The organism is Streptomyces sp. NPDC102279 (assembly GCF_044766365.1).
GTDB lineage: Bacteria > Actinomycetota > Actinomycetes > Streptomycetales > Streptomycetaceae > Streptomyces.
In genome coordinates this window covers 226,621-249,056 of the sequence record NZ_JBIWLU010000005.1, presented here as the reverse complement: position 1 = coordinate 249,056, position 22,436 = coordinate 226,621, and the positions used below count along the sequence as shown (strand labels likewise).

The following is a 22,436-nucleotide window of genomic DNA, read 5'->3' as shown; positions in this document are numbered from 1 at the left end:
CCGCCCACACCGGCTCCGGTCGCCCACCCCCGGACCTCAGCCCAGCGCCTCGTCCACGATCACGCCCCACTGCGCCACCACCCGCTCCCGACGCGCCCCGTCGTCCGTGAGCAGGTTCGCCAGACCGAGGCCCCGCGCCATGTCCAGCAAACCCTGCACCGTCTCCCGCACCCCCGGCCGCGACTCGTCCGCGCCCAGCAGATCCACCGCGATCCGGTGACTCTCCCGGCCGACCCGAGCCTCCAGCTCGGTCACCCGCGCCCGCAACTGCTCCTCGTCGGACGCCGCCACCCACAGATGCAGCGCCGCCCGGAACAACGGCCCCGTGTACAGGCCGACCAGCGCGGCGACCACGACCCGCCGGTCGGCCGCACCCTCCGGGAACAGGGCACGCAACGCCGTCGACCGCTCCTCCGCGACATACTCCACCGCCGCCGTGAACAGGTCCTCCCGCGTCGGGAAGTGATGCTGCGCCGCACCCCGCGACACACCCGCCCGCTCCGCGACGACGGACACCGTCGAACCCGCCCAGCCGTACTCGGCCAGACACGCCACCGCGGCCGCCAGCAGCCGCTGCCGGGTGGCCCGGCTGCGGTCCTGCTTCGGCTCGTGCGGCACCCGCGCCGCAGGCTCCGCCGCGCTCACACCACCCATGCGGGATCCCGTCGTTCGAGGAAGGCCGACATCCCCTCGCGCGCCTCGCCCGAGGAGAACAGCCGGGCCGAGAGCGCGGTCAGATCCGCCGCGTCCCGGTCGAAGGCCTCCAGCACCTTAGCCGTGAGCAGCGCCTTCGTCTCGGCGAGACCCTGCGGCGACGACCGGCGCAGCCCGTCCAGCAACGGCGCCAGCACCACGTCCACCTCGTCACCGGCCGCCGTCAGCAGCCCCGCACGCACCGCCTCCGCCGCATCGAACCGCTCACCCGTCAGGTAATAGCGGGCCAGCGCCCGCGGATCGCAGCGCGGCAGCAGCGGCAACGAGATGACCGCCGGAGCGACCCCGATCCGCACCTCCGTGAACGCGAACGTCGCCGCCCTGCCCGCCACCGCCAGATCACACGCCCCGAGCAGCCCCAGACCACCCGCCCGCACATGACCGGCCACCCGCGCCACCACCGGCTTGCGCAGCGCGACGATCTGCCGCAACAGCCCCACCAGGGCGTCCGGATCCGGCGGGTTCCGCAGATCGGCGCCCGCACAGAACGTGTTCCCGGTGTGCGTCAGCACCACCGCGCGCACCGCGTCGTCCTTCTCGCACCCCGCCAGCGCCCGCGCCAGTTCACCCACCAGCACCGCCGACAGCGCGTTCCGGTTCGCCGGCGCGTCCAGCGTCAGCGTGGCCACCGCCCGCTCGTACCCCACCTCGACCACCGTCATGACCGGCCCCGCAGCTCACGGCGCAGGATCTTCCCCGACGCCGCCCGCGGCACCCCGTCGACGAACGTCACCCGACGCACCCGCTTGTACGGCGCCACCTGCTCCGCGACGTACATCATCACCTCACCCTCCGACAGCTCCGGCGCCGACGGCTGCCGCACCACGAACGCGTGCGGAACCTCGTTGTGGTCCTCGTTGTACGCACCCACCACCGCCGCGTCCGCTATCCCCGGATGCGTCAGCAACAACGCCTCCAACTCCGCCGGAGCGACCTGGAAACCCTTGTACTTGATCAGTTCCTTCACCCGGTCCACCACGAACAGCCAGCCGTCCGCGTCCACATGACCGACATCCCCCGTGTGCAGCCAGCCGTCCGCGTCGATCATCGCCGCCGTCGCGTCCGGCCGCCCCAGATAGCCCTTCATCACCTGCGGACCCCGGATGACGATCTCCCCCGGCTCACCGACCCCCAGATCCCGGCCCGGATCCTCCAGCGACACGATCCGCATCTCCGTGCCCGCGATCAGCTTCCCCACCGTCCCCGCCGGAGGATCCACCGCGCCCAGCGGAACCACATGCGTCCCCGGCGACAACTCCGTCATCCCGTACGCCTGACCCACCGGCGGCAGCCCCAGCCGCGCCGAACACGCCGCCGCCAGACCGGCGTCCAGCGGAGCCGCCGAACAGATGATGTACCGCAACGACGACAGGTCGTACTCCGCGACCGCCGGATGCTTCGCCAACGCCAGCACGATCGGCGGCGCCACGTACAACGCCGTGATGCGATGCTCCTGGATCGCCCGCAGGAACTGGTCCAGCTCGAAACGCGGCAGCACCACCACCGTCGCACCCTGCCGCAGCGGCGCGTTCATCAACGCCGTCAGACCGTAGATGTGGAAGAACGGCAGCACCGCCAGCACCCGCTCCCCCGCCTCCATCGGGATCAGCGGCGACAACTGCGCCAGATTCGTCCCGATCGAACGGTGCGTGAGCATCACCCCCTTCGGCACACCCGTCGTCCCCGACGAGTACGGCAACGCCGCCACATCCACCGCCGTGTCGATCTCCACCCGCGGCTCCGGCGCCGAACCACCCAGCAGCTCGGCCAACGACCGCACCCCCGGCGCCTGATCGCACACGAAGATCTCCCGCACACCACCCGCCAGTTCGGCCGCCCGCCGCGCCACCTCCAGCAACGGCGACACCGTCACCACCCACCGCGCCGAACAGTCCCGCAACTGCTTCGCGAACTCCTCCGCCGTCGCCAGCGGATGCACCGTCGTCACCGACGCGCCCGCCCGCGTCGCCCCGTAGAACACCGTCGGGAACGCGATCGTGTTCGGACTGTGCAGAGCCAGCACATCCCCCTTGCACAGCCCCGCCTCCACCAACGCCGCCGCCAACCTGCGGTGGAACAGATCCAGTTGCCCGTACGTGAGAGTGGTGCCGTCGACACCGTCGACCAGCGCCGGCACCTCACCCCACTCACCGGCACGACCCAAGACCACCTCGTGGATCGGCTCCTCGACAGCCGGAACATCTGCGTACTCGCTACGGAACACAGTTCCTCCTAAGACGCTCAGTACGACTTGGGCAGACCCAGGGTCTGATGGGAGACGTAGTTGAGAATCATCTCCCTGCTGACCGGTGCGATACGAGACACCCGCGCCGCCGTAATCAGCGACGCCAGACCGAACTCCCGCGTCAGACCGTTCCCGCCCAGCGTGTGCACCGCCTGATCCACCGCCCGCACACACGCCTCAGCCGCCGCGTACTTCGCCATGTTCGCCGCCTCACCCGCCCCCACGTCGTCCCCCTCGTCGTACAGGAACGCCGCCTTCTGCATCATCAGCCGTGCCAGCTCCAGCTCGATGTGCGCCTGCGCCAACGGATGCGCGATCGCCTGATGCGCCCCGATCGGCGCCTTCCACACCGTCCGCTCCCGCGCGTACTCCACCGCCCGCGCCAGCGCGTGACGCCCCATACCGATCGCGAACGCCGCCGTCATCACCCGCTCCGGATTCAGCCCTGCGAACAACTGCAGCAGTCCCGCGTCCTCATGACCCACCAACGCGTCCGCCGGCAGCCGCACCTCGTCCAGCGTCAGCTCGAACTGCTTCTCCGCACCGTGCAGCTCCATATCGATCCGCCGCCGCCCGAACCCCTCCGTGTCCCGCGGCACGATGAACAGACACGGCTTCAGACTCCCCGTCCGCGCATCCTCCGTACGGCCCACGATCAACGTCGCGTCCGCGATGTCCACCCCCGAGATGAACACCTTCCGCCCGCTCAGCACCCAGTCCGCACCGTCCCGGCGGGCCGTCGTCGTGATCCGGTGCGAGTTCGACCCCGCATCCGGCTCCGTGATCCCGAACGCCATCGTCCGCGAACCGTCCGACAACCCCGGCAGCCACTCCCGCTTCTGCTCCTCCGTACCGAACCGCGCGATCACCGTCCCGCAGATCGCCGGCGACACCACCAGCATCAGCAGCGGACACCCCGCCGCCCCCAGCTCCTCCAGGACGATCGACAGCTCCGCTATGCCACCACCCCCACCGCCGTACTCCTCCGGCAGGTTCACCCCCAGATAGCCCAGCTTCCCCGCCTCCGACCACAGCTCGTCGGGATGACCCCCCTCCGCGACGACCTTCGCCAGATACTCCCGGCCGTACCGCCTGCCCAGCGCGGCGACCGCCGAGCGAAGCGCCTTGTGTTCATCGGTCTCGGTGACAGCACTCATGAGGGCTCCTCAGTACGATCGGTACGAAAAACGCAGCCTGTACGTGCCTGAAAATGCTTGAACGCGCCTGCCCCGCCCCACACTTACGAGGCCGGCCCCGACGAGGCCGCGTCCCCCGCCGCCTCCTCCCGCACCACGGCCAGCAGAGCACCCACCTCCACCTGCTGCCCCACCACCACCCGCAACGCGCTCAACGTCCCCGCCGCCGGCGCCGCGATCCGATGCTCCATCTTCATCGCCTCCAGCCACAACAAGGGCTGCCCCGCTCGCACTTCGGACCCCACCTCAAGGCCCTCCGCCACCCGGACCACCGTCCCCGGCATCGGCGCCAGCAACGACCCCGGAACCCGCTCCGCCGCCGCGTCCGGGAAACGCGGCACGACCGTCAGCACCACGTCGTTCACGAACACCCGGCCGTCCCCATACGTCGCCACCGCGAACGCCCGCCGCACACCGTCCACTTCGAGCACCACACGCCCCGCATCCACGTACAGCACCCGCACCCCCTCCGCCACCGGCCCGCCACGCGCATACCGGTACACGGCCTCGTGCTCCACACCCGCCATCCGGTACCGCTTCACCTGCGGCTGCGACACCACGTTCCGCCAGCCACCGAACCGCGACCGGCCGAACCCGTCCGCCAAAGCCGCCGCCAACGGCGCCAGCACATCCACCACCGGCTCCGTCAACACCCCCAGATGACGGTCGTAGAAACCCGTATCCATCCGGGCCCCCACGAACTCCTCGTGCCGCAACGACCGCACCAGCAGATCCCGGTTCGTCACCGGCCCGTGCACCACCGCCCGCTCCAACGCACCCGCCAGCTTCCGCACCGCCTCCGCCCGCGACCCCGCATGCGCCACCACCTTCGCCAGCATCGGGTCGTAGTGCACCCCCACCACGTCACCGTCGGCGAAACCCGTATCCAGCCGCACCCCCTCCGGAACCGCGAACCGGTGCACCGACCCCGTCTGCGGCGCCCAGCCCCCCGCCGGATCCTCCGCGTACAACCGCGCCTCCACCGCATGACCCCGCGCCACCGGAGGCCCACCCTCCAGCCGCTCCCCCTCCGCCACCCGCAACTGCAGCGCCACCAGATCGACCCCGAACACCGCCTCCGTCACCGGATGCTCCACCTGAAGCCGCGTGTTCATCTCCAGAAAATGCGCCCGCCCGTCCGCGACCAGGAACTCCACCGTCCCCGCACCCACGTAGTCCACCGCACGCGCCGCCCGCACCGACAACGCGTACAACGACTCCGTCAGACCACCCAACCCCGGAGCCGGCGCCTCCTCGATCACCTTCTGATGCCGCCGCTGCAGCGAACAGTCCCGCGTCCCCAACGGCCACACCGTCCCGTGCGCATCCGCCAGGATCTGCACCTCCACATGCCGCCCGCCCTCCACGAACGGCTCGACGAACACCTCCCCGTCCCCGAAAGCACTCAACGCCTCCGCCCGCGCGCCCTCCAACGCACCCTCGAGCTCCGCCAGATCACGCACGACCCGCATCCCCCGCCCGCCACCCCCCGACGCGGCCTTCACCAACACCGGCAGATCCGCCGCCGTCACCCGCTCCAACGGCGCGAGCCCCATCAGCTTCTTCGCCCGCGTCTTCGACGCCATCGCCTCGATCGCCTCCGGCGACGGACCCACCCACACCAGGCCCGCGTCCAGCACCGCCCGCGCGAACCCCGCGTTCTCCGACAGGAACCCGTACCCCGGATGCACCGCGTCCGCCCCCGCACGCAACGCCGCCGCCACGATCAGATCACCCCGCAGATACGTCTCCGCAGGCGAAGCACCCGGCAACCGCACCACCACATCCGCCTCACGCGCATGCAACGCACCCTCATCGGCGTCCGAACACACCGCCACCGTCCGCACCCCCACCTCACGGCACGTACGGAACACCCGACAGGCGATCTCGCCCCGGTTCGCCACCAACAGACTCGAAATCACGGGAACCCTCACATCCGAAAGACGCCGAAACCACCCCGCGCACCCTCGAAAGGCGCCGTGTGGATCGCGGACAGACACAGACCCAGCACCGTGCGGGTATCCCGCGGATCGATCACCCCGTCGTCGTACAACCGCCCCGACAAGAACATCGGCAACGACTCCGACTCGATCTGCTGCTCCACCATCGCCCGCAACGCCGCATCCGCGTCGTCGTCGTACGGACGCCCCTTCGCCGCCGCCGACTGCCGCGCCACGATCGACAGCACACCCGCCAACTGCTGCGGCCCCATCACCGCCGACTTCGCACTCGGCCACGCGAACAGGAACCGCGGATCATAGGCACGCCCGCACATCCCGTAATGCCCCGCCCCGTACGAGGCGCCCATCAGCACCGACAGATGCGGAACCCGCGAATTGCTCACCGCGTTGATCATCATCGCGCCGTGCTTGATGATCCCGCCCTGCTCGTACTCCCGGCCCACCATGTAGCCCGTCGTGTTGTGCAGGAACACCAGCGGAATGTCCCGCTGATTCGCCAACTGGATGAACTGCGCCGCCTTCTGCGACTCCGCGCTGAACAACACCCCCTGGGCGTTCGCCAGCACCCCCACCGGATAACCGTGCAACGACGCCCACCCGGTCACCAGACTCGCCCCGTACAGCGGCTTGAACTCATCGAAATCCGAACCGTCCACCACCCGCGCGATCACCTCCCGCGGATCGAACGGATGCCGCAGATCCCCCGGAACGATCCCCAGCAGCTCCTCCACGTCGTACTTCGGAGACTCCACCGCACCCGGATCCCCGTACGCCTTACGGTGATTGAGCCGCGCCACCACCCGCCGCGCCTGCCGCAGCGCATCGCGCTCGTCGACGGCGAAATAGTCCGCCAGACCCGACACACGCGCGTGCATCTCGGCACCGCCCAGCGACTCGTCGTCGCTCTCCTCACCCGTCGCCATCTTCACCAGCGGCGGCCCGCCCAGAAAGACCTTCGCCCGGTCCTTCACCATGATCACGTGGTCCGACATCCCGGGAACGTACGCACCCCCGGCCGTCGAGTTCCCGAACACCACCGCCACCGTCGGGATCCCCGCCGCCGACAACCGCGTGATGTCACGGAAGATCGCACCCCCGGGAATGAAGATCTCCTTCTGCGACGGCAGATCCGCACCCCCCGACTCCACCAAACTGATGCAGGGCAGCCGATTCGCCAGCGCGATGTCGTTCGCCCGCAGCGCCTTCCTCAGACTCCACGGATTGCTCGCACCACCCCGCACCGTCGGATCGTTCGCGGTGATCAGGCACTCGACGCCCTCCACCACCCCGATACCGGTGACGAGCGAAGCCCCCACCGCGTACTCACTCCCCCACGCCGCGAGCGGCGACAACTCCAGGAACGGGGTGTCATCATCGAGAAGCAGCTCGATCCGCTCACGGGCCGGCAACTTCCCCCGCCCCCGATGCCGCTCGACATACTTCTCCCCACCCCCCGCCAACGCCTTCGCATGCTCGGCATCCAACTCCGCGAGCTTGCCGAGCATGCTCGCCCGGTACTCCGCGTACTCGGCACTCTTCGGATCGAGCGCGGAGGAAAGCACACTCACAGCAGGGCCTCCGGAATATCCAGATGACGGGAACGGAGCCACTCGCCCAAAGCCTTGGCCTGAGGGTCGAAACGGGCCTGGGAGGCGACGCCCTCGCCGAGGATGCCCTCGACGACGAAGTTGAGGGCGCGGAGGTTGGGCAGCACATGTCTGACAACTGACAGATGACGGCTTTCAGATATCAGAGTCTGAAATCTGTCAGTTGTCAGTTCGTGGACCAGCCATCTCCAGGCGTCGTCCGTGCGGGCCCAGACGCCGACGTTCGCGTTCCCGCCCTTGTCCCCGCTGCGTGCGCCCGCGACCAGTCCCAATGGCGCGCGCCGGGTGGGCCCTTCGGGCAGCGGCAAGGGGAGAGACGGTTCTTCCGGTGGCTCCGGTACGAGCGTCTCGCCGGGCGGGGTCACCGGTATCCGGCGTCCGTCGTCGAGGACGGCGACGTGGTCCACCGCGTCCTGCGGGATGTACTCGTCCTCGAAGACACCGTACGGCGAGCCTGGTCCCGGGGGTGCCAGGACGTGGAATCCCGGGTAGCTGGCGAGCGCCAGTTCGATGGCGGCGCCGCTGAGGGTGCGGCCGACTGCTGCCTGGTCCGGGTCGCGGACGACGAGGCGGAGCAGGGCGCTGGCGGTCTCCTCGGTGGGCGCGTCGGGGTGGTCGGTGCGGGCGAGGTCCCAGCGGATGTCGGCCGGGCGGGTCTTGGCGGCGTCGAGGGCTGTCTGCATCTGGTCGCGGACGAGATCGGCCTTGCGTTCGATGTCGAGGCCGGTGAGGACGAAGGCGACCTCGTTGCGGAAGCCGCCGAGTTTGTTGAGGCCGACCTTGAGGGTGGGGGGTGGGGGTTCGCCGCGGGCGCCGGTGATGCGGACGCGGTCGGGGCCGTCCTGGGTGAGGGTGACGGTGTCGAGGCGGGCGGTGACGTCGGGTCCTGCGTAGCGGGCGCCCTGGGTCTCGTAGAGGAGTTGGGCGGTGACGGTGCCGAGGTCGATGATGCCGCCGGTGCCGTCGTGTTTGGTGATGACGCTGGTGCCGTCCTCGTGGAGTTCGGCGAGCGGGAAGCCGGGGCGGTGCAGGCGGGCGGGGTCGTGCTCGGTGAAGAAGGCGTAGTTGCCGCCGGTGGCCTGGGTGCCGCATTCGAGGACGTGTCCGGCGACGACGGCTCCGGCGAGGCGGTCGTGGTCGTGGGGTGTCCAGCCGAAGTGGGCGACGGCGGGTCCGGTGACGAGGGCGGCGTCGGTGACGCGTCCGGTGACGACGATGTCGGCGCCTTCGCGGAGGCAGGTGGCGATGCCGGCGCCGCCGAGGTAGGCGTGGGCGGCGAGGCTGCCGGGGTGGTGCGGGGTGCGGTCGTCGCCTTCGACGTGGGCGACGCGGGTGGGGATGCCGAGGCGGTCGGCGAGTTCGCGGACGGCGTCGGCGAGTGCGGCGGGGTTGAGGCCGCCGGCGTTGGTGACGATGCGTACGCCGTTGTCGTGGGCTAGGCCGAGGCATTCCTCGAGTTGGCGCAGGAAGGTCTTGGCGTACCCGCGGTGGGGGTCTTTGAGGCGGTCGCGGCCGAGGATGAGCATGGTGAGTTCGGCGAGGTAGTCGCCGGTGAGGATGTCGAGGGGGCCGCCGGTGAGCATGTCGCGCAGGGCGTCGAAGCGGTCGCCGTAGAAGCCGGAGGCGTTGCCGATGCGCAGGGGGCTCCGGGGGGCGGCGGGGGTCACCGGTGGGTTTCCTCGGGTCGGCGTCCGGGTCCGGGTGGGCCTGCGAAGGCTTGGGCGATGTCGAGCCAGTGGTCGGCGTCGGGGCCTTGGGCGTGGACGGCGAGGTCGGTGCGGTGGGCTCGTTGGGTGACGAGGAGGCAGAAGTCGAGGGCGGGGCCGGTGACGCGTTGGGGGGCGTCGGTGGGTCCGTGGGTCCAGAGGTCGCCGGTGGGGCTCTGGAGTTCGATGCGGAATTCTTCGGTGGGTGCGGGGAGGCCGTGGACGGCGAAGGCGAAGTCGCGGGCGCGTACGCCGATGCGGACGACGTGGCGGAGCCGGTCGGTGGGCTGCCGCTGTACGCCGAGGGTGTCGGCGATGTCCTGTCCGTGGGCCCAGGTTTCCATGAGGCGGCCGGTGGCCATGGAGGCGACGGACATGGGGGGTCCGTACCAGGGGAAGCGGGTGGCTGGTGGGGCTGCGCGGAGGGCGGTTTCGAGGGCGGTGCGTCCGGTGCGCCAGGCGGTGAGGAGGTGTGCGGGGGGTTGGGCGGCGCCTTCGTCGGCGCCTTGGTCGACGAAGGTGTCGGGGGCGGCGAGTGCTCTTTTGACCTCGTCGGCGAAGGCGTCGGGGTCGGTGACGGCGAGGAGGGCGGCCCGGTCGGTCCAGGCGAGGTGGGCGATCTGGTGGGCGATCGTCCAGCGGGGGGCGGGGGTGTCGCGGGCCCAGCGGGTGTCGTCGAGTTCGGCGACGAGCTGGTCGAGTTCTTCGCTCTCGTGGTGCAGGTCGTCGATCACTGCGGTCACGGGCGTCGGGTCGGACACGGTGCGCTCCCTCGGGACACGGCGGTGTGTGGCTGGGAGCATGGCAGCGTCCGAAGAAACAAGCAAGCGTGCTTGCATTAATCAGGCCGTTGCTGTGCCGCCGGTCCGTGGCCGGAGGGTGTGTGGGGTGCGTCGAGAGTGTGCGGCGCGCATCGGTGACGGTCCGCTGGGATGTGCACGCCGCGTCGTACGTAGGAGCCGCGTCGTACTCGCGGAGCGGTGCCCTACGTCAGAGCCGTGCCGTACGCCGGGACGGTGCCGTACGTCGGAGCGGTGCCATACGCCGGGTCCGTGCCCCTCGTCGGGTCCGTGCCCCTCGCCGCGGTCGTCCGTCCGTGGTGGTGGGGGTTACGCGTCCGGGGCCGGTTGGAGGGTCTTGGCTTTTCCTCGGCCGATCTGGGTGCGGACGGCGCCCATGCTCGCGGCGATGACGAGGGCGATGGCGAGGGATTCGATGAGGGAGAGGGCCTGGTCGAGGACGAGGAAGCCGGCGGTGGCGGCGACGGCGGGTTCGAGGCTCATGAGGATGGCGAAGGTGGAGGCGGGGAGGCGGCGCAGGGCGAGCAGTTCGAGGGTGTAGGGGAGGACGGAGGAGAGGATGGCGACGGCCCCGCCGAGGACGATGGTGGTGGGGACGAGGAGGCGGGTGCCGGATTCGGCGATGCCGAGGGGGAGGAAGGCGACGGCGGCGACGACCATGGCGAGGGCGAGGCCGTCGGCCTGGGGGAAGCGTCGGCCGGTGCGGGCGCTGAAGACGATGTAGGCGGCCCACATGGCGCCGGCGCCGAGGGCGAAGGCGACGCCTGCGGGGTCGAGGCTGGTGAAGCCTCCGCCGCCGAGGAGGAAGACGCCGCCGAGGGCGAGGCCGGCCCAGAGGAGGTTGACGGCGCGGCGGGAGGTGACGACGGAGAGGGCGAGGGGGCCGAGCACTTCGAGGGTGACGGCGGGGCCGAGGGGGATGCGGGCGACGGCTTGGTAGAAGAGGCCGTTCATGGCGGCCATGGTGAGGCCGAAGACGATGACGGTGTTCCAGTCGGCGCGGGAGTGTCCGCGGACGCTGGGGCGGCAGATGGCGATCAGCACGATGGCGGCGACGAGCAGGCGCAGGGTGACGACGCCGAGGGCGCCGACGCGGGGCATGAGGCTGACGGCGAGGGCGCCGCCGAACTGGACGGAGATGCCGCCCGCGAGGACGAGGCCGACGGGTCCGAGGGCGCCGCGCCGGCCGGGTCCGGCGGTGGGTGCCCCGGCCGCGGGTGCGGTGGCCGGGGCGGCCGGGGCCGGGGTGGTGGGGGCGGCGCTGGGGGTGTTCACGGGGCCTTCCAGGGGTTCGACTCAGGTTCGTTCATCGTGCTGTACCAGTCGGTCCAGAGTAGTGGACTGGGTCAGGCGTGTGAACCTGTTATGCAACTGTCGCAGAAGTGTCCTGGGAGTGCTTCCCGGGGGCGGTGTCGCGCGGTGGGGGTGGGCGCCGGCCGCGCGGCACCGTCGGGGGCTGGTCAGCGGCGGGTCATGTAGAGGTCGAGTGCCTTGTGGAGGAGGCGGTTGAGGGGGAAGTCCCATTCGCCGAGGTATTCGGCGGCCTCGCCGCCTGCGCCTGCTTTGAAGCGGAGGAGGCCGACGAGGTGGTCGGTCTCGTCGAGGGTGTCGGTGATGCCGCGGAAGTCGTAGACGGTGGCGCCGAGTTCGTGGGCGTCGGCCATCATGCGCCATTGGATGGCGTTGTTGGGCTGGACCTCGCGGCGGCGGCTGGTGGAGGCGCCGTAGGAGTACCAGACGTGCGTGCCGACGGTGATCATGGTGGCGGCGGCGAGGACGTCGCCGTCGTGGTGGGCGAGGTAGAGGCGCATGCGGTCGGGGTCCTCGGTGGTGAGGGCGGTCCACATGCGCTGGAAGTAGGGCAGCGGGCGGGGGATGAAGCGGTCGCGTTCGGCGGTCTCCGCGTACAGCTCGTAGAAGGCGGGGAGGTCGTCGTAGCCGCCGCGGACGACTTTGACGCCGGCTTTGTCGGCCTTCTTGATGTTGCGCCGCCACTGCTGGTTGAGGCCCTTGTGGATGTCGTCGAGGGTGCGGCCGGCGAAGGGGACCTGGAAGACGTAGCGGGGCTGGCCCGCGGCGAAGCCGTCCTCGCCGCCGGGTTCGGTCTGCTGCCAGCCCATGGCGCGCAGCCGCCCGGCGATGTCGGTGGCCGCGGGTTCCTCGGAGGTGGGGGGTACGTCGGCGAGGCGTCGTGCGGCGGGGTCGGCGATGGCGGTCTTGACGGTGTCGGCGCTCCAGCGGCGGGCGACGACGGGCGGTCCCATCTTGACGGTGAACGCGCCGCGTGACTTGAGGTGGGTGAGCAGGGGGCGGAGCCAGCGTTCGGCGAGGTCGGGGGCGTGCCAGTCGATGACGGGGCCCTCGGGGAGGTAGGCGAGGTAGCGCTTGATTCTGGGCAGGGGGCGCAGGAGGACGAGTCCGACGCCTTGGAGGTGTCCGTGTTCGTCGAACCAGCCGAGGCTCTCGGTCTGCCAGTCGGGTTTCACGTCGCCCCAGGACGGGACCTGCATGTGGCTGGCCGAGGAGCGGGCGCGGACGAACGTGAGGTGTTCGTCGCGGGTGATCGTCTGGAGGCGGAGGGTCATGCGGGGTGCTCCTCGGGGTCCTCGGTCCGGTGGGGTGTCCGGTGGAGTCGTCAGCGTACTGATCAGGGGGTGTCCGAGCCGGTGTCCTGGGGGCGGGTCCGCAGTGCCTCGGCGAGGACCTCCGCCAGGTGGCGGCCGGTGCGGTCGCCGAGGTGGGCCAGTTGGGTGCGGCAGGAGTAGCCGTCGGTGAGGATCACGGCGTCGGGTGCCGCGGCGCGTACGGCGGGCAGGAGTTGTTCTTCGGCGCAGGCTCTCGACACGTCTTCGTGGCCTTTTTCGAAGCCGAAGTTTCCGGCGAGGCCGCAGCAGCCGCCGGAGAGGGTGCCGGTGAGGCCGGCGGCGGCGCGCAGGCGTTGTTCGGCGTGGTCGCCGAGGACGGCGTGCTGGTGGCAGTGGGTCTGGCCGGCGACGGGGCGGTCGAGGCGGGGTGGTGTCCAGTGGGGTGCGTGGCGTTCGAGTGCTTCGGCGAAGGTGACGACGGCGGTGGCGAGGCGGTGGGCGCGGGGGTCGTCGGGGAGGAGTTCGGGGAGGTCGGTGCGCAGGGTGGCGGCGCAGCTCGGTTCGAGGACGACGACGGGGAGGCCGTCGATGGCGAGGTAGGGCTCGATGAGGTCGAGGGTGTGGCGCAGGACGGTGCGGGCGTGGTCGAGCTGGCCGGTGCTGATGTAGGTGAGTCCGCAGCAGGTGCGTCGGGTGGGGTGGGGCAGGAGGTGGCGGGGGTGGAGGGGGCCTCGGGTGGTGCCGTCGCCGATGGGTCCGTGGCGTTGGGGGGTGTGTGGGGGGAGGAGGACGGTGAGTCCGGCGGCTTCGAGGACGTGGACGGCGGCGCGTCCGACGGAGGGGGTGAGGTGTTCGGTGAAGGTGTCCGGCCACAGGAGGACGGTGGGGCCGGCGGAGCCGGGGAAGAGGCCGTGGGAGCTGGGGAGGCCGGGTCCGGGTCGGGGGGTGGTGCGGCGGCGGCGTTCGTGGGCGCGGGCCCGGTCGCGGAAGCGTTTGGTCCACCACTGGCTGAAGGTCTGGGGTGCGAGGCGGGGGATGGTGCGGTCGGGGGCGATGCCGGCGAGGCGTTTGGCGAGGGCGGCGGCGGGGGGCAGGGAGGCGAGGGCGTTGACGATGCGGGTGGTGCGGGTGCGGGTGACGGCGGCGAGCCAGAGGGGGAGGCGGCCGAGGGTGTAGTGGGTGCGGGGGCGGCGGCGGCCGGCGTAGTGGTGGTGGAGGAATTCGGCCTTGTAGGTGGCCATGTCGACGCCGACGGGGCAGTCGGAGCGGCAGCCCTTGCAGGAGAGGCACAGGTCGAGTGCGTCGCGGACCTCGGTGGAGCGCCATCCGTCGGTGATGATCTCGCCGGCGAGCATTTCGTGGAGGAGGCGGGCGCGGCCTCGGGTGGAGTGGGTGTCGTCTCCGGTGGCGCGGTAGGAGGGGCACATGACGTCCTGGCCGGGTGGGGTGGTGGTGCGGCATTTGGCGACGCCGACGCAGCGGCGGACGGCGGCGGTGAAGTCGCCGTCGTCGGCGGGGTAGCCGAAGGTGACGTCGACGGGGTGGTGCGGGAGGGGGGCGAAGCGGAGGTTCTCGTCGAGGCGGTGGGGGCGGACGAGGATGCCGGGGTTGAGGAGGTTGTGGGGGTCCCAGAGGTCTTTGGCGCGTTCGAAGAGGTGGACGAGGTCGGGGCCGTACATGGCGGGCAGGAGTTCGGCGCGGGCCTGTCCGTCGCCGTGTTCGCCGGAGAGGGAGCCGCCGTGGGAGACGACGAGGTGGGCGACGTCCTGGGAGAAGCGGCGGAAGTGGGCGATGCCGGGGGTGGTGATGAGGTCGAAGTCGATGCGGACGTGGATGCAGCCGTCGCCGAAGTGTCCGTAGGGGGTGCCGCGGAGGTGGTGGTCGGTGAGGAGGGCGCGGAAGTCGCGGAGGTAGGCGCCGAGCCGGGCGGGGGGTACGGCGCAGTCCTCCCAGCCGGGCCAGGCTTCGCCTGCGGGGCCGGTGGTGGCGGGGATGCGGGTGGCGGTGCCGGAGGCGTCCTCGCGTAGTCGCCACAGGGCGCGTTGGGCGGCGGGGTCGGTGACGACGAGGGAGTCGGTGACGTCTGCGGCGCGGATGATGGTGTCGGCGTGGGCGCGGGCTTCGGCGGGGGTGGTGCCGCCGGTCTCGACGAACAGCCAGGCTCCGCCGCGGGGCAGGGTGGTGTGGTCGGGGACGAGGTCGGCGGCCATGCCTTCGACGGTGAGGGGCCGGTGCGTCAGGAGTCCGGCCGCGGCGTCGGCGGCGTCGCTCTCGTCGGGGTAGGCGAGGACGGCGAGGGCGCGGGCGGGGGGTGTCCGGACGAGGTGGACCTCGGCTTCGGTGAGGATGCCCCAGGTGCCTTCGGTGCCGCAGTAGGCGCGGGCGACGTCGGTGCCGCGTTCGGGCAGGAGGGCGTCGAGGGCGTAGCCGGAGATGCGGCGTGGGAGGTCGGGGTATCCGGTGCGCAGCAGGGCGAGTTCGCCGGCGACGAGGTCGAGGAGGCCGTCGGGTGCGCCGGCTCCGTCGCGGCCGAGGCGGGCGGTGCGGCCGGTGGGGTCGATGACGGTGAGGGTGCCGACGTTGTCGGCGGTGGTGCCCCAGGCGACGGAGTGGGTGCCGCAGGAGTTGTTGCCGATCATGCCGCCGAGGGTGCAGCGGCTGTGGGTGGAGGGGTCGGGGCCGAAGCGCAGGCCGTGCGGGGCGGCGGCTTCCTGGAGGCGGTCGAGGACGGTGCCGGGCTGGACGCGGGCGGTGCGGGTGGCGGGGTCGAGGTCGAGGATCCGGTTCATGTGGCGGGTGAGGTCGAGGACGATGCCGGTGCCGGTGGCCTGTCCGGCGATGGAGGTGCCGCCGCCGCGGGGGACGACGGGGACGCCGTGGTCGCGGCAGAGGGCGAGGGTGGCGGCGATGTCGTCGGCGTCGCGGGGGGAGACGACGCCGAGGGGGACGCGGCGGTAGTTGGAGGCGTCCATGGTGGTGAGGGCGCGGGCGGTGGTGTCGAAGGCGACGTCGCCGCGGACGGCGCGGGTGAGGGCGGCCCGCAGGTCGCGGGAGGCTTCGTGCGGTGCGGTGCGGGCGGACGGGTTCGCCGGGGTGCCCCTCGCGGGGGCGCCCTTCGTCCCTTGCCCGTTCGCCGGGACGCCGCTCGCCGGAGCACCGCTCACGGGGTCGCCATTGGCCTCGCCACCGCCCGCCGGAGCACCACTCACGGGGTCGTCATTCGCCTCGCCACCACTCGCGGGGGCGCCGGAGGGTGGGCCGGGCGGTGAGGGCGGGTTCGTGGGCGCGGCCGGGGAGGTGCCGGGTGGTTGTGTGGGGTGTGCCCGGGGTCGTCGTTCCGGTCGTCGTTCCGGTCGTCGTTCCGGCTGTCCGTCGGGCCGTCCACCGAGATCCGTCATGTCACCAGGATGCCGCCGGGGGTCCGCCGGGGCCGCCCGGCGGCTACCCGAAAGGCCCCGTTTTGCCGGGCCGATCATGAGACCGCTTTCCGAACCTTCCCAATCCGATCACGAACTCTCATATAGTGACGGCCAGTTGAGCACCAGGTGTCGCTTCTCGCCCAGGATCCGACCGAGGACACGACCGAGGACACGTTCTTCCCCCAGGAACACGACCGAGGACCGATTGATGACCCCGCCCCTGACCTCCGGCGAACGACCCACCCTGCGCGCCATCGCACCCCCCGTGCTGACCGCAGCCGCACTGGCCGCGATCGCCGTGCTGGCCGCCGTCCTGCTCGCCCCCGCAGCCGCCCGCACCCCTCTGGCCTGGGGTCTCGGCACCGCCGCCGTGCTGCTGTGCGCGGCTGTCGCGGTGGCCGTCCGAGCCGTCCGGGCCACGAGGCTCCTGCGCCGCCGGCTCGACTCGGTGACCCAGGACGCGGGCCGGCTGCTGCACGAACGCGCCCGGCAGGCCGAGGAGTTCAGCGCGGAACGGGCCCGGCTGGCCGACGAGGCCGCCCGCGACCGCGCGCACGCCGCCGAGGCGGCCGACCGGGAACGGGCCCGGCTGACCGAGGACGCCGTACGCGAACGCGACCGGCTCACCGGGGAGTTCACCGCCGAACGCGACCGTCTCGCCGAGGAGTTCGGCGCGGAACGCGACCGGTTCGCCGCCGACCGCGCCCGCCTGACCGCCCGCAACACCGAACTCGACGCCCGCGCCCGGCAGGCCACCGGTGAGCGTGCCGCCGCGATCTCCGCGACCGCCAACGCGGCCGGACGCATGCAGGCGCTGTCCACCGGCATGCTCGCCGACCTGCGGGCCATGGAGGAGAAGCACTCCGACGAGGACGTCCTCGCCGACCTCCTCCACCTCGACCACCGCACCGCCCAGGCCGGCCGGCTCGCCGACTCCGTCGCCGTCCTGGCGGGCGCCCGCTCCGGACGCCGCTGGGCCCGCCCCATCGTCATGGAGTCGATCCTGCGCGGCGCCATGGGCCGCATCGGCGGCTACCAGCGGGTGCGCGTGCACTCCGCGAGCGAGGCCGCCGTCGCCGGACACGCCGCCGAGGGCGTCATGCACGCGCTCGCCGAACTCCTCGACAACGCCGCCTCGTTCTCCCCGCCGACCGCCGAGGTCCACGTGTACGTGGAGGAGGTCCCGGCTGGCGTCATCGTCTCCGTCGAGGACAGCGGCCTGGTGATGGGCGACGTCCAACTGCGCCGCGCGGAACGCGCCGTCTCCGGCGAGGCCGCGGACACCGGCGGCCTCGGCGGCCTCACCGGCACCCGCCTCGGCCTCGCGGTGGTCGGCAGGCTCGCCCGCAAGCACGGCCTGAAGGTGTCGTTCCGGCCCTCCGCGCGCGGCGGCACCGGCGTCCTCGTCCTCATCCCGCAGGACCTCCTCACCCCGCCGAGCACCGCGACCGGCGCCACGCCCGGCACGGCCACCGCGGCCACCGCGGCCACCGCAAGCGGCACACCCGCGCCCGCCGCCGTCGACGGCCACACCTCCGCGCCCGGCACCCGCGAGCGCCGGGAACCCGAGGCGCAGCACAGCCCGGACGGGCCGCGGGAGAAGGCCGGTCCGGTCGAGGGCCACGACGCCCGGACCTCCCGGCCCGCCGAGGACTCCCCCACCGCCCCCGTGTCGTACGCGGCGGGCCGCGCGGGTGGGGACCTCGACCCCGACCCCGTCCCGGCGCACGACTCGCCGCGGCACGAGCAGGGGCCCGCGGCCACCGGCGGGCTGCCCAAGCGGCGCCGCGGCCGCACCCTCGCCCACGCCGAGCGCAGCCGCTCCCACACGACGCCGCAGCCCGCCCCCGACGCCCGTGGCGGGGAGGATCCGAGGACCCGGTCCGCGGCCCGCTTCGGCAGCTTCCGGCAGGCGGTGCGCGGCACCGCTCCGGACGCCTCCGACGCCGTACGGGCCGAGGAGCCGCAGGTCGAGGAGCCCGGGCGGGCCCGCGCCGAGGACCAGGTCACCGGACAGCTGCCCGCACCCGGCACGGACGGCGCCGGTGGCACGGACGGCGTCCGCGACGAAGCCGACGCACGGGGCGCCGCCCCCCTCTTCACCACCACCCCCACCCAGCACGCGCTCCCGGAAGGCGACACCACCTCATGACCGGCACCATCACCGCCGACGAGAAGCTCTCCTGGCTCATCGAGGGCCTCCTTGAGCGCACCCCGGGCGCCCGGCACGCGCTCGTGCTCTCCCGCGACGGCCTGAAGCTGTGCCGCACCCCCGAACTGTCCGTCGACCAGGCCGACCAGCTCGCCGCGATCGCGGCCGGCATCCAGTCGCTCTCCCACGGGGCGTCCGTCGAGTTCGGCGACGGCTCCGGCGGCGTGCGCTCGGCGATGGCCGAGTTCTACGGCGGGGTGCTGTTCATCGTGGAGGCGGGCGACGGCGCGCACCTCGCCGTCGTCACCGCCGAGGACGCGGACGCCGGACTGGTCGGGCACAACATGAGCGAACTCGTGGAACAGCTGAGCGAGTACCTGAGTGCGCCGCCGCGGACGTCATGAGCCGTCCCGGCAGGGACGACGCGCCCGACCGGCTGTACACCCTCACCGGAGGCCGCAGCCGGTCCGGGCCCGACACCCCCTTCGACCTGGTGACCCTGGTGGTCGCCGAGTGCGAGCCGGTGACGGGAATGCAGTCCGAGCACACCGCGATCCTGCGGATGTGCGAACGGCCCACCGCGGTCGTGGAGATCGCGGCGGAGCTCGGGCTGCCGGTGTCGATCACCCGCATCCTGCTGTCCGACCTGCTCGCCGCGGGCCGGGTCAGTGCCCGCCACCCGTACACGACCGTTCCCTCCGGCCTTCCCGATCCCGACATCCTGGAGCAGGTGCTCGTTGGACTCCGTAACCTCTGACGCTCGTGCGCCCCTGTCGGCGTCGGCCGACAACGGCCTGAAGATCGTGGTCGTGGGCGGCTTCGGCGTCGGCAAGACGACCCTGGTCCGCTCGGTCAGCGAGATACGTCCCCTCAACACCGAGGAGACGATGACGCAGGCCGGCGAGGCCGTCGACGACATCAGCGAGGTGCGCGGCAAGTCCGCGACCACCGTCGCGTTCGACTTCGGCCGCATCACCCTCGACGCCCGCAACGTGCTCTACCTGTTCGGGGCGCCCGGCCAGGAACGGTTCTGGTTCCTGTGGGACCGGCTGTTCTCCGGCACGCTCGGCGCCGTCGTCCTCGTCGACACCCGCCGCATCGACGACTCCTGGTACGCCATCGACCGGCTGGAGCACCACGGCACCCCGTTCATCGTGGCGTGCAACGACTTCGGCGGACCAGCGCACACCCCCGCGCAGATCCGCGAGGCCCTCGACCTCGACCCGCACGTGCCGCTCCTCGACTGCGACGCCCGTTCCCGGGAGTCCAGCAAGCGCGTGCTGATCACGCTCGTGGAACACCTCCAGTCCCTGCACGCCCGCCACGGCGCCGCCACCGCGGAAGACGCCCTGACCGCACCGGAGCCCGCGCTGTGAGCCCCACCCCCGCCCCCGTCCCGCTCAGCGGCCCCCGGTTCCAGACCGAACCGGCGGAGCTGTACCGGGAGATGCGGCGCGACCACGGATCGGTCGTGCCCGTCGTCCTCGACGGCGACATCCCCGCCTTCCTCGTCGTCGGCTACCGCGAACTCCACCAGGTGACCGGCGACCCGCAGCTGTTCAGCCGCGACTCGGACCTGTGGAACCAGTGGGAGCGCATCCCCGACGACTGGCCGCTGCTGCCGATGATCGGCCGCAAGCAGCCCTCCATCCTCTACACCGTCGGTGAGCGACACCGCGAACGCGCCGCGATGATCAGCGACGCCCTCGAAGCCGTCGATCCCTTCGAACTGCGCTCCCACGCCGAGAAGTTCGCCGACGAACTGATCGACGCGGTCTGCGCCAAGGGCGAGACGGACATCATCGCCGACTACGCGGCCCTGCTCCCGGTCCGTGTCCTCGCCACGCTCTACGGCTTCTCCGACGAGCAGGGCCCCGGCCTGGTCACCGCGCTCAACGACATGGTCAACGGGCGGGAGGGTGCGCTCGCCGGACAGCGTCATCTCGCCGCCTCCATGGCGCAGTTGCTCGCCGACCGCAAGGAGACACCGGCCGACGACGTCGTGTCCCGGATGCTCGCCGACCCCTCCGGGTTCACCGACGAGGAGATCGCCCAGGACCTGATGGTCATGATGGCCGCCGGGCACCAGCCCAGCGCCGACTGGATCGGCAACTCGCTGCGCCTGATGCTCACCGACGACCGCTTCGCGGCCTCCCTGTTCGGCGGCCGGCACAGCGTGGCCGAGGCCATGAACGAGGTCCTGTGGGAGGACGCCCCCACCCAGAACGTCGCCGGACGGTGGGCGTCGCGCGACACCCAGCTCGGCGGGCGCCGCATCCGCACCGGCGACCTCCTGCTCCTCGGTCTGCAGGGCGCCAACTCCGACCCCCAGGTCCGTACCGACAGCTCCGCGCTCACCGGCGGGAACAACGCCCACTTCGCCTTCGGACACGGTGAGCACCGCTGCCCCTTCCCCGCGCAGGAGGTCGCCGAGGTCATCGCGCGGACCGGTATCGAGGTCGTCCTGGACCGGCTGCCCGACATCGACCTGGCCGTGCCCGCCGAGGCCCTGACCCGGCGCCCCTCCCCGTGGCTGCGGGGGCTGAACGAACTGCCCGTCACGTTCACGCCCGTTCCCGTCCTCTGAGACCCCGACGCACCCGGCCGGCCCACCCGCCGGCCGGGGTCCGGGGGCTGCCCCCGGAAAGACGCCGTACTCCTACCCCGCCCCCTTGGAGGGATCCCCGCATGACCACCGGTACCGAAGAGACCCGCATCGTCCTGGACCCCTTCGTCACCGATCTGGACGGCGAGAGCGAGGCGCTGCGCGCCGCGGGTCCCCTCGCCGCCGTCGAGCTGCCCGGCGGCGTCCCCGTGTGGGCGGTTACACGCCACGCCGAGGCGCGCGCCCTGCTCACCGACCCCCGCCTGGTCAAGGACATCAACGTGTGGGGTGCCTGGCAGCGCGGGGAGATCGCGCCCGACTGGCCGCTGATCGGGCTCGCCAACCCGGGCCGCTCCATGCTCACCGTGGACGGCGCCGACCACCGCAGGATGCGCACCCTGGTCGCGCAGGCGCTCACCCCGCGGCGGGTGGAGCAGATGCGGGAGCGGATAGCGAAGCTGACCGAGGGCCTGCTCGACGGTCTCGACGGCGATGTCGTCGATCTGAAGGCCGACTTCGCGTACCCGCTGCCGATGTACGTCGTCGCCGACCTCATGGGTATCGAGGAGGCGCGGCTGCCGCGCCTCAAGGAGCTGTTCGAGAAGTTCTTCTCCACGCAGACGCCGCCCGCCGAGGTCATCGCGACCCTGACCGAACTGGCCGGGATCATGGCGGCCACGGTCGCGGCGAAGCGGGCCGCGCCGGGTGACGACCTGACCAGCGCGCTCATCCTGGCCTCCGAGGACGGTGACCACCTCACCGACGAGGAGATCGTCTCCACCCTGCAGTTGATGGTCGCCGCCGGCCACGAGACGACGATCTCCCTGATCGTCAACGCGGTCGTCAACCTGTCCGCCCACCCCGAGCAGCGCGCCCGCGTGCTGTCCGGCGAGGCCGACTGGTCCGCGGTCGTCGAGGAGACCCTGCGCCACTCCACCCCGACCTCGCACGTCCTGATCCGTTTCGCGACCGAGGACGTCCCGGTCGGCGACAAGGTGATCCCGGCCGGCGACGCGCTGATCGTGTCGTACGGGGCGATCGGACGGGACGAGGAGGCGCACGGCCCGACGGCGGCCGACTTCGACATCAGCCGCTCGGACGGTCCCCGGCACATCTCCTTCGGGCACGGCCCGCACGTGTGCCCCGGCGCCGCCCTGTCCCGCCTGGAGGCGGGCGTCGCGCTGCCCGCCCTGTACGCGCGCTTCCCGGGCCTGGACCTCGCGGTCCCGGCGTCGGAGCTGCGGAACAAGCCCGTGGTGACGCAGAACGACCTGTTCGAACTGCCGGTGCGGCTGATCGGATGAGGTGACGGGGCGCCCTCCGCGGAAGGCGCCCCCGGGCGGGGGGGCGCGCCCCCCCCCCCCCCCCCCCCCCCCCCCCCCCCCCCCCCCCCCCCCCCCCGGGGCCGCCCCCCCCCCCCCCCCCCCCGCCCCCGCCCCCGCCGCA

The 22,436-nt window shown here is 72.2% G+C and carries 17 protein-coding genes; 6 read left to right on the top strand and 11 right to left on the bottom strand.

From position 1 onward, the window contains the following. Nucleotides 1–36: 36 nt before the first annotated feature. The 11 genes from ACIRQH_RS14065 to ACIRQH_RS14015 form a co-directional block, all read right to left on the bottom strand. Nucleotides 37–654, bottom strand: coding sequence for a TetR/AcrR family transcriptional regulator (locus ACIRQH_RS14065; protein WP_358819115.1), 618 nt, complete (start codon nucleotides 652–654; stop codon nucleotides 37–39). Beyond that, on the bottom strand, nucleotides 642–1,376 hold the full coding sequence (locus ACIRQH_RS14060) for an enoyl-CoA hydratase family protein (protein WP_404225894.1): 735 nt from the start codon (nucleotides 1,374–1,376) through the stop codon (nucleotides 642–644). The genes ACIRQH_RS14065 and ACIRQH_RS14060 overlap by 13 nt, the downstream gene beginning before the upstream one ends. Beyond that, complete coding sequence (locus ACIRQH_RS14055; RefSeq protein ID WP_388872353.1) at nucleotides 1,373–2,938, bottom strand: 4-coumarate--CoA ligase family protein; 1,566 nt, start codon at nucleotides 2,936–2,938, stop codon at nucleotides 1,373–1,375. Before ACIRQH_RS14055 ends, ACIRQH_RS14060 begins: the two co-directional genes overlap by 4 nt. A 17-nt stretch (nucleotides 2,939–2,955) precedes the next feature. Beyond that, entirely contained in the window at nucleotides 2,956–4,116 is a 1,161-nt protein-coding gene (locus ACIRQH_RS14050) for an acyl-CoA dehydrogenase family protein (protein WP_404225892.1), read from the bottom strand. A gap of 83 nt (nucleotides 4,117–4,199) precedes the next feature. Next, entirely contained in the window at nucleotides 4,200–6,077 is a 1,878-nt protein-coding gene (locus ACIRQH_RS14045; protein ID WP_404225890.1) for a biotin carboxylase N-terminal domain-containing protein, read from the bottom strand. Between the two features lie 8 nt (nucleotides 6,078–6,085). Beyond that, complete coding sequence (locus tag ACIRQH_RS14040) at nucleotides 6,086–7,684, bottom strand: carboxyl transferase domain-containing protein (protein ID WP_358819110.1); 1,599 nt, start codon at nucleotides 7,682–7,684, stop codon at nucleotides 6,086–6,088. Continuing rightward, nucleotides 7,681–9,390 (bottom strand): acyclic terpene utilization AtuA family protein, encoded by a 1,710-nt coding sequence (locus ACIRQH_RS14035; protein ID WP_404225888.1) that lies wholly within the window; start codon nucleotides 9,388–9,390, stop codon nucleotides 7,681–7,683. Before ACIRQH_RS14035 ends, ACIRQH_RS14040 begins: the two co-directional genes overlap by 4 nt. After that, nucleotides 9,387–10,190 carry a TIGR03084 family metal-binding protein gene (locus ACIRQH_RS14030; RefSeq protein ID WP_404225886.1) on the bottom strand — a complete coding sequence of 268 codons (804 nt, stop codon included), beginning with the start codon at nucleotides 10,188–10,190 and terminating at the stop codon, nucleotides 9,387–9,389. Before ACIRQH_RS14030 ends, ACIRQH_RS14035 begins: the two co-directional genes overlap by 4 nt. A gap of 348 nt (nucleotides 10,191–10,538) precedes the next feature. After that, nucleotides 10,539–11,504 (bottom strand): DMT family transporter, encoded by a 966-nt coding sequence (locus ACIRQH_RS14025; protein ID WP_388872335.1) that lies wholly within the window; start codon nucleotides 11,502–11,504, stop codon nucleotides 10,539–10,541. Between the two features lie 185 nt (nucleotides 11,505–11,689). After that, complete coding sequence (locus ACIRQH_RS14020; RefSeq protein ID WP_388930632.1) at nucleotides 11,690–12,814, bottom strand: lipid II:glycine glycyltransferase FemX; 1,125 nt, start codon at nucleotides 12,812–12,814, stop codon at nucleotides 11,690–11,692. A 62-nt stretch (nucleotides 12,815–12,876) separates the two neighbouring features. Continuing rightward, on the bottom strand, nucleotides 12,877–15,786 hold the full coding sequence (locus ACIRQH_RS14015; protein ID WP_404226151.1) for an FAD-binding and (Fe-S)-binding domain-containing protein: 2,910 nt from the start codon (nucleotides 15,784–15,786) through the stop codon (nucleotides 12,877–12,879). A gap of 655 nt (nucleotides 15,787–16,441) precedes the next feature. Here ACIRQH_RS14015 and ACIRQH_RS14010 point away from each other — a divergent pair. The 6 genes from ACIRQH_RS14010 (at nucleotide 16,442) to ACIRQH_RS13985 (ending at nucleotide 22,294) form a co-directional block, all read left to right on the top strand. Then, nucleotides 16,442–18,385 carry an ATP-binding protein gene (locus ACIRQH_RS14010; protein WP_404225884.1) on the top strand — a complete coding sequence of 648 codons (1,944 nt, stop codon included), beginning with the start codon at nucleotides 16,442–16,444 and terminating at the stop codon, nucleotides 18,383–18,385. Beyond that, nucleotides 18,382–18,789 (top strand): roadblock/LC7 domain-containing protein, encoded by a 408-nt coding sequence (locus ACIRQH_RS14005; RefSeq protein WP_358819104.1) that lies wholly within the window; start codon nucleotides 18,382–18,384, stop codon nucleotides 18,787–18,789. The genes ACIRQH_RS14010 and ACIRQH_RS14005 overlap by 4 nt, the downstream gene beginning before the upstream one ends. Then, nucleotides 18,786–19,142 (top strand): DUF742 domain-containing protein, encoded by a 357-nt coding sequence (locus ACIRQH_RS14000; RefSeq protein ID WP_358819103.1) that lies wholly within the window; start codon nucleotides 18,786–18,788, stop codon nucleotides 19,140–19,142. Before ACIRQH_RS14005 ends, ACIRQH_RS14000 begins: the two co-directional genes overlap by 4 nt. Next, entirely contained in the window at nucleotides 19,123–19,761 is a 639-nt protein-coding gene (locus tag ACIRQH_RS13995; protein WP_355873809.1) for an ATP/GTP-binding protein, read from the top strand. Before ACIRQH_RS14000 ends, ACIRQH_RS13995 begins: the two co-directional genes overlap by 20 nt. Continuing rightward, entirely contained in the window at nucleotides 19,758–20,972 is a 1,215-nt protein-coding gene (locus tag ACIRQH_RS13990; protein ID WP_388872324.1) for a cytochrome P450, read from the top strand. Before ACIRQH_RS13995 ends, ACIRQH_RS13990 begins: the two co-directional genes overlap by 4 nt. A gap of 101 nt (nucleotides 20,973–21,073) precedes the next feature. Beyond that, on the top strand, nucleotides 21,074–22,294 hold the full coding sequence (locus ACIRQH_RS13985) for a cytochrome P450 (protein ID WP_358819101.1): 1,221 nt from the start codon (nucleotides 21,074–21,076) through the stop codon (nucleotides 22,292–22,294). Nucleotides 22,295–22,436 lie beyond the last annotated feature (142 nt).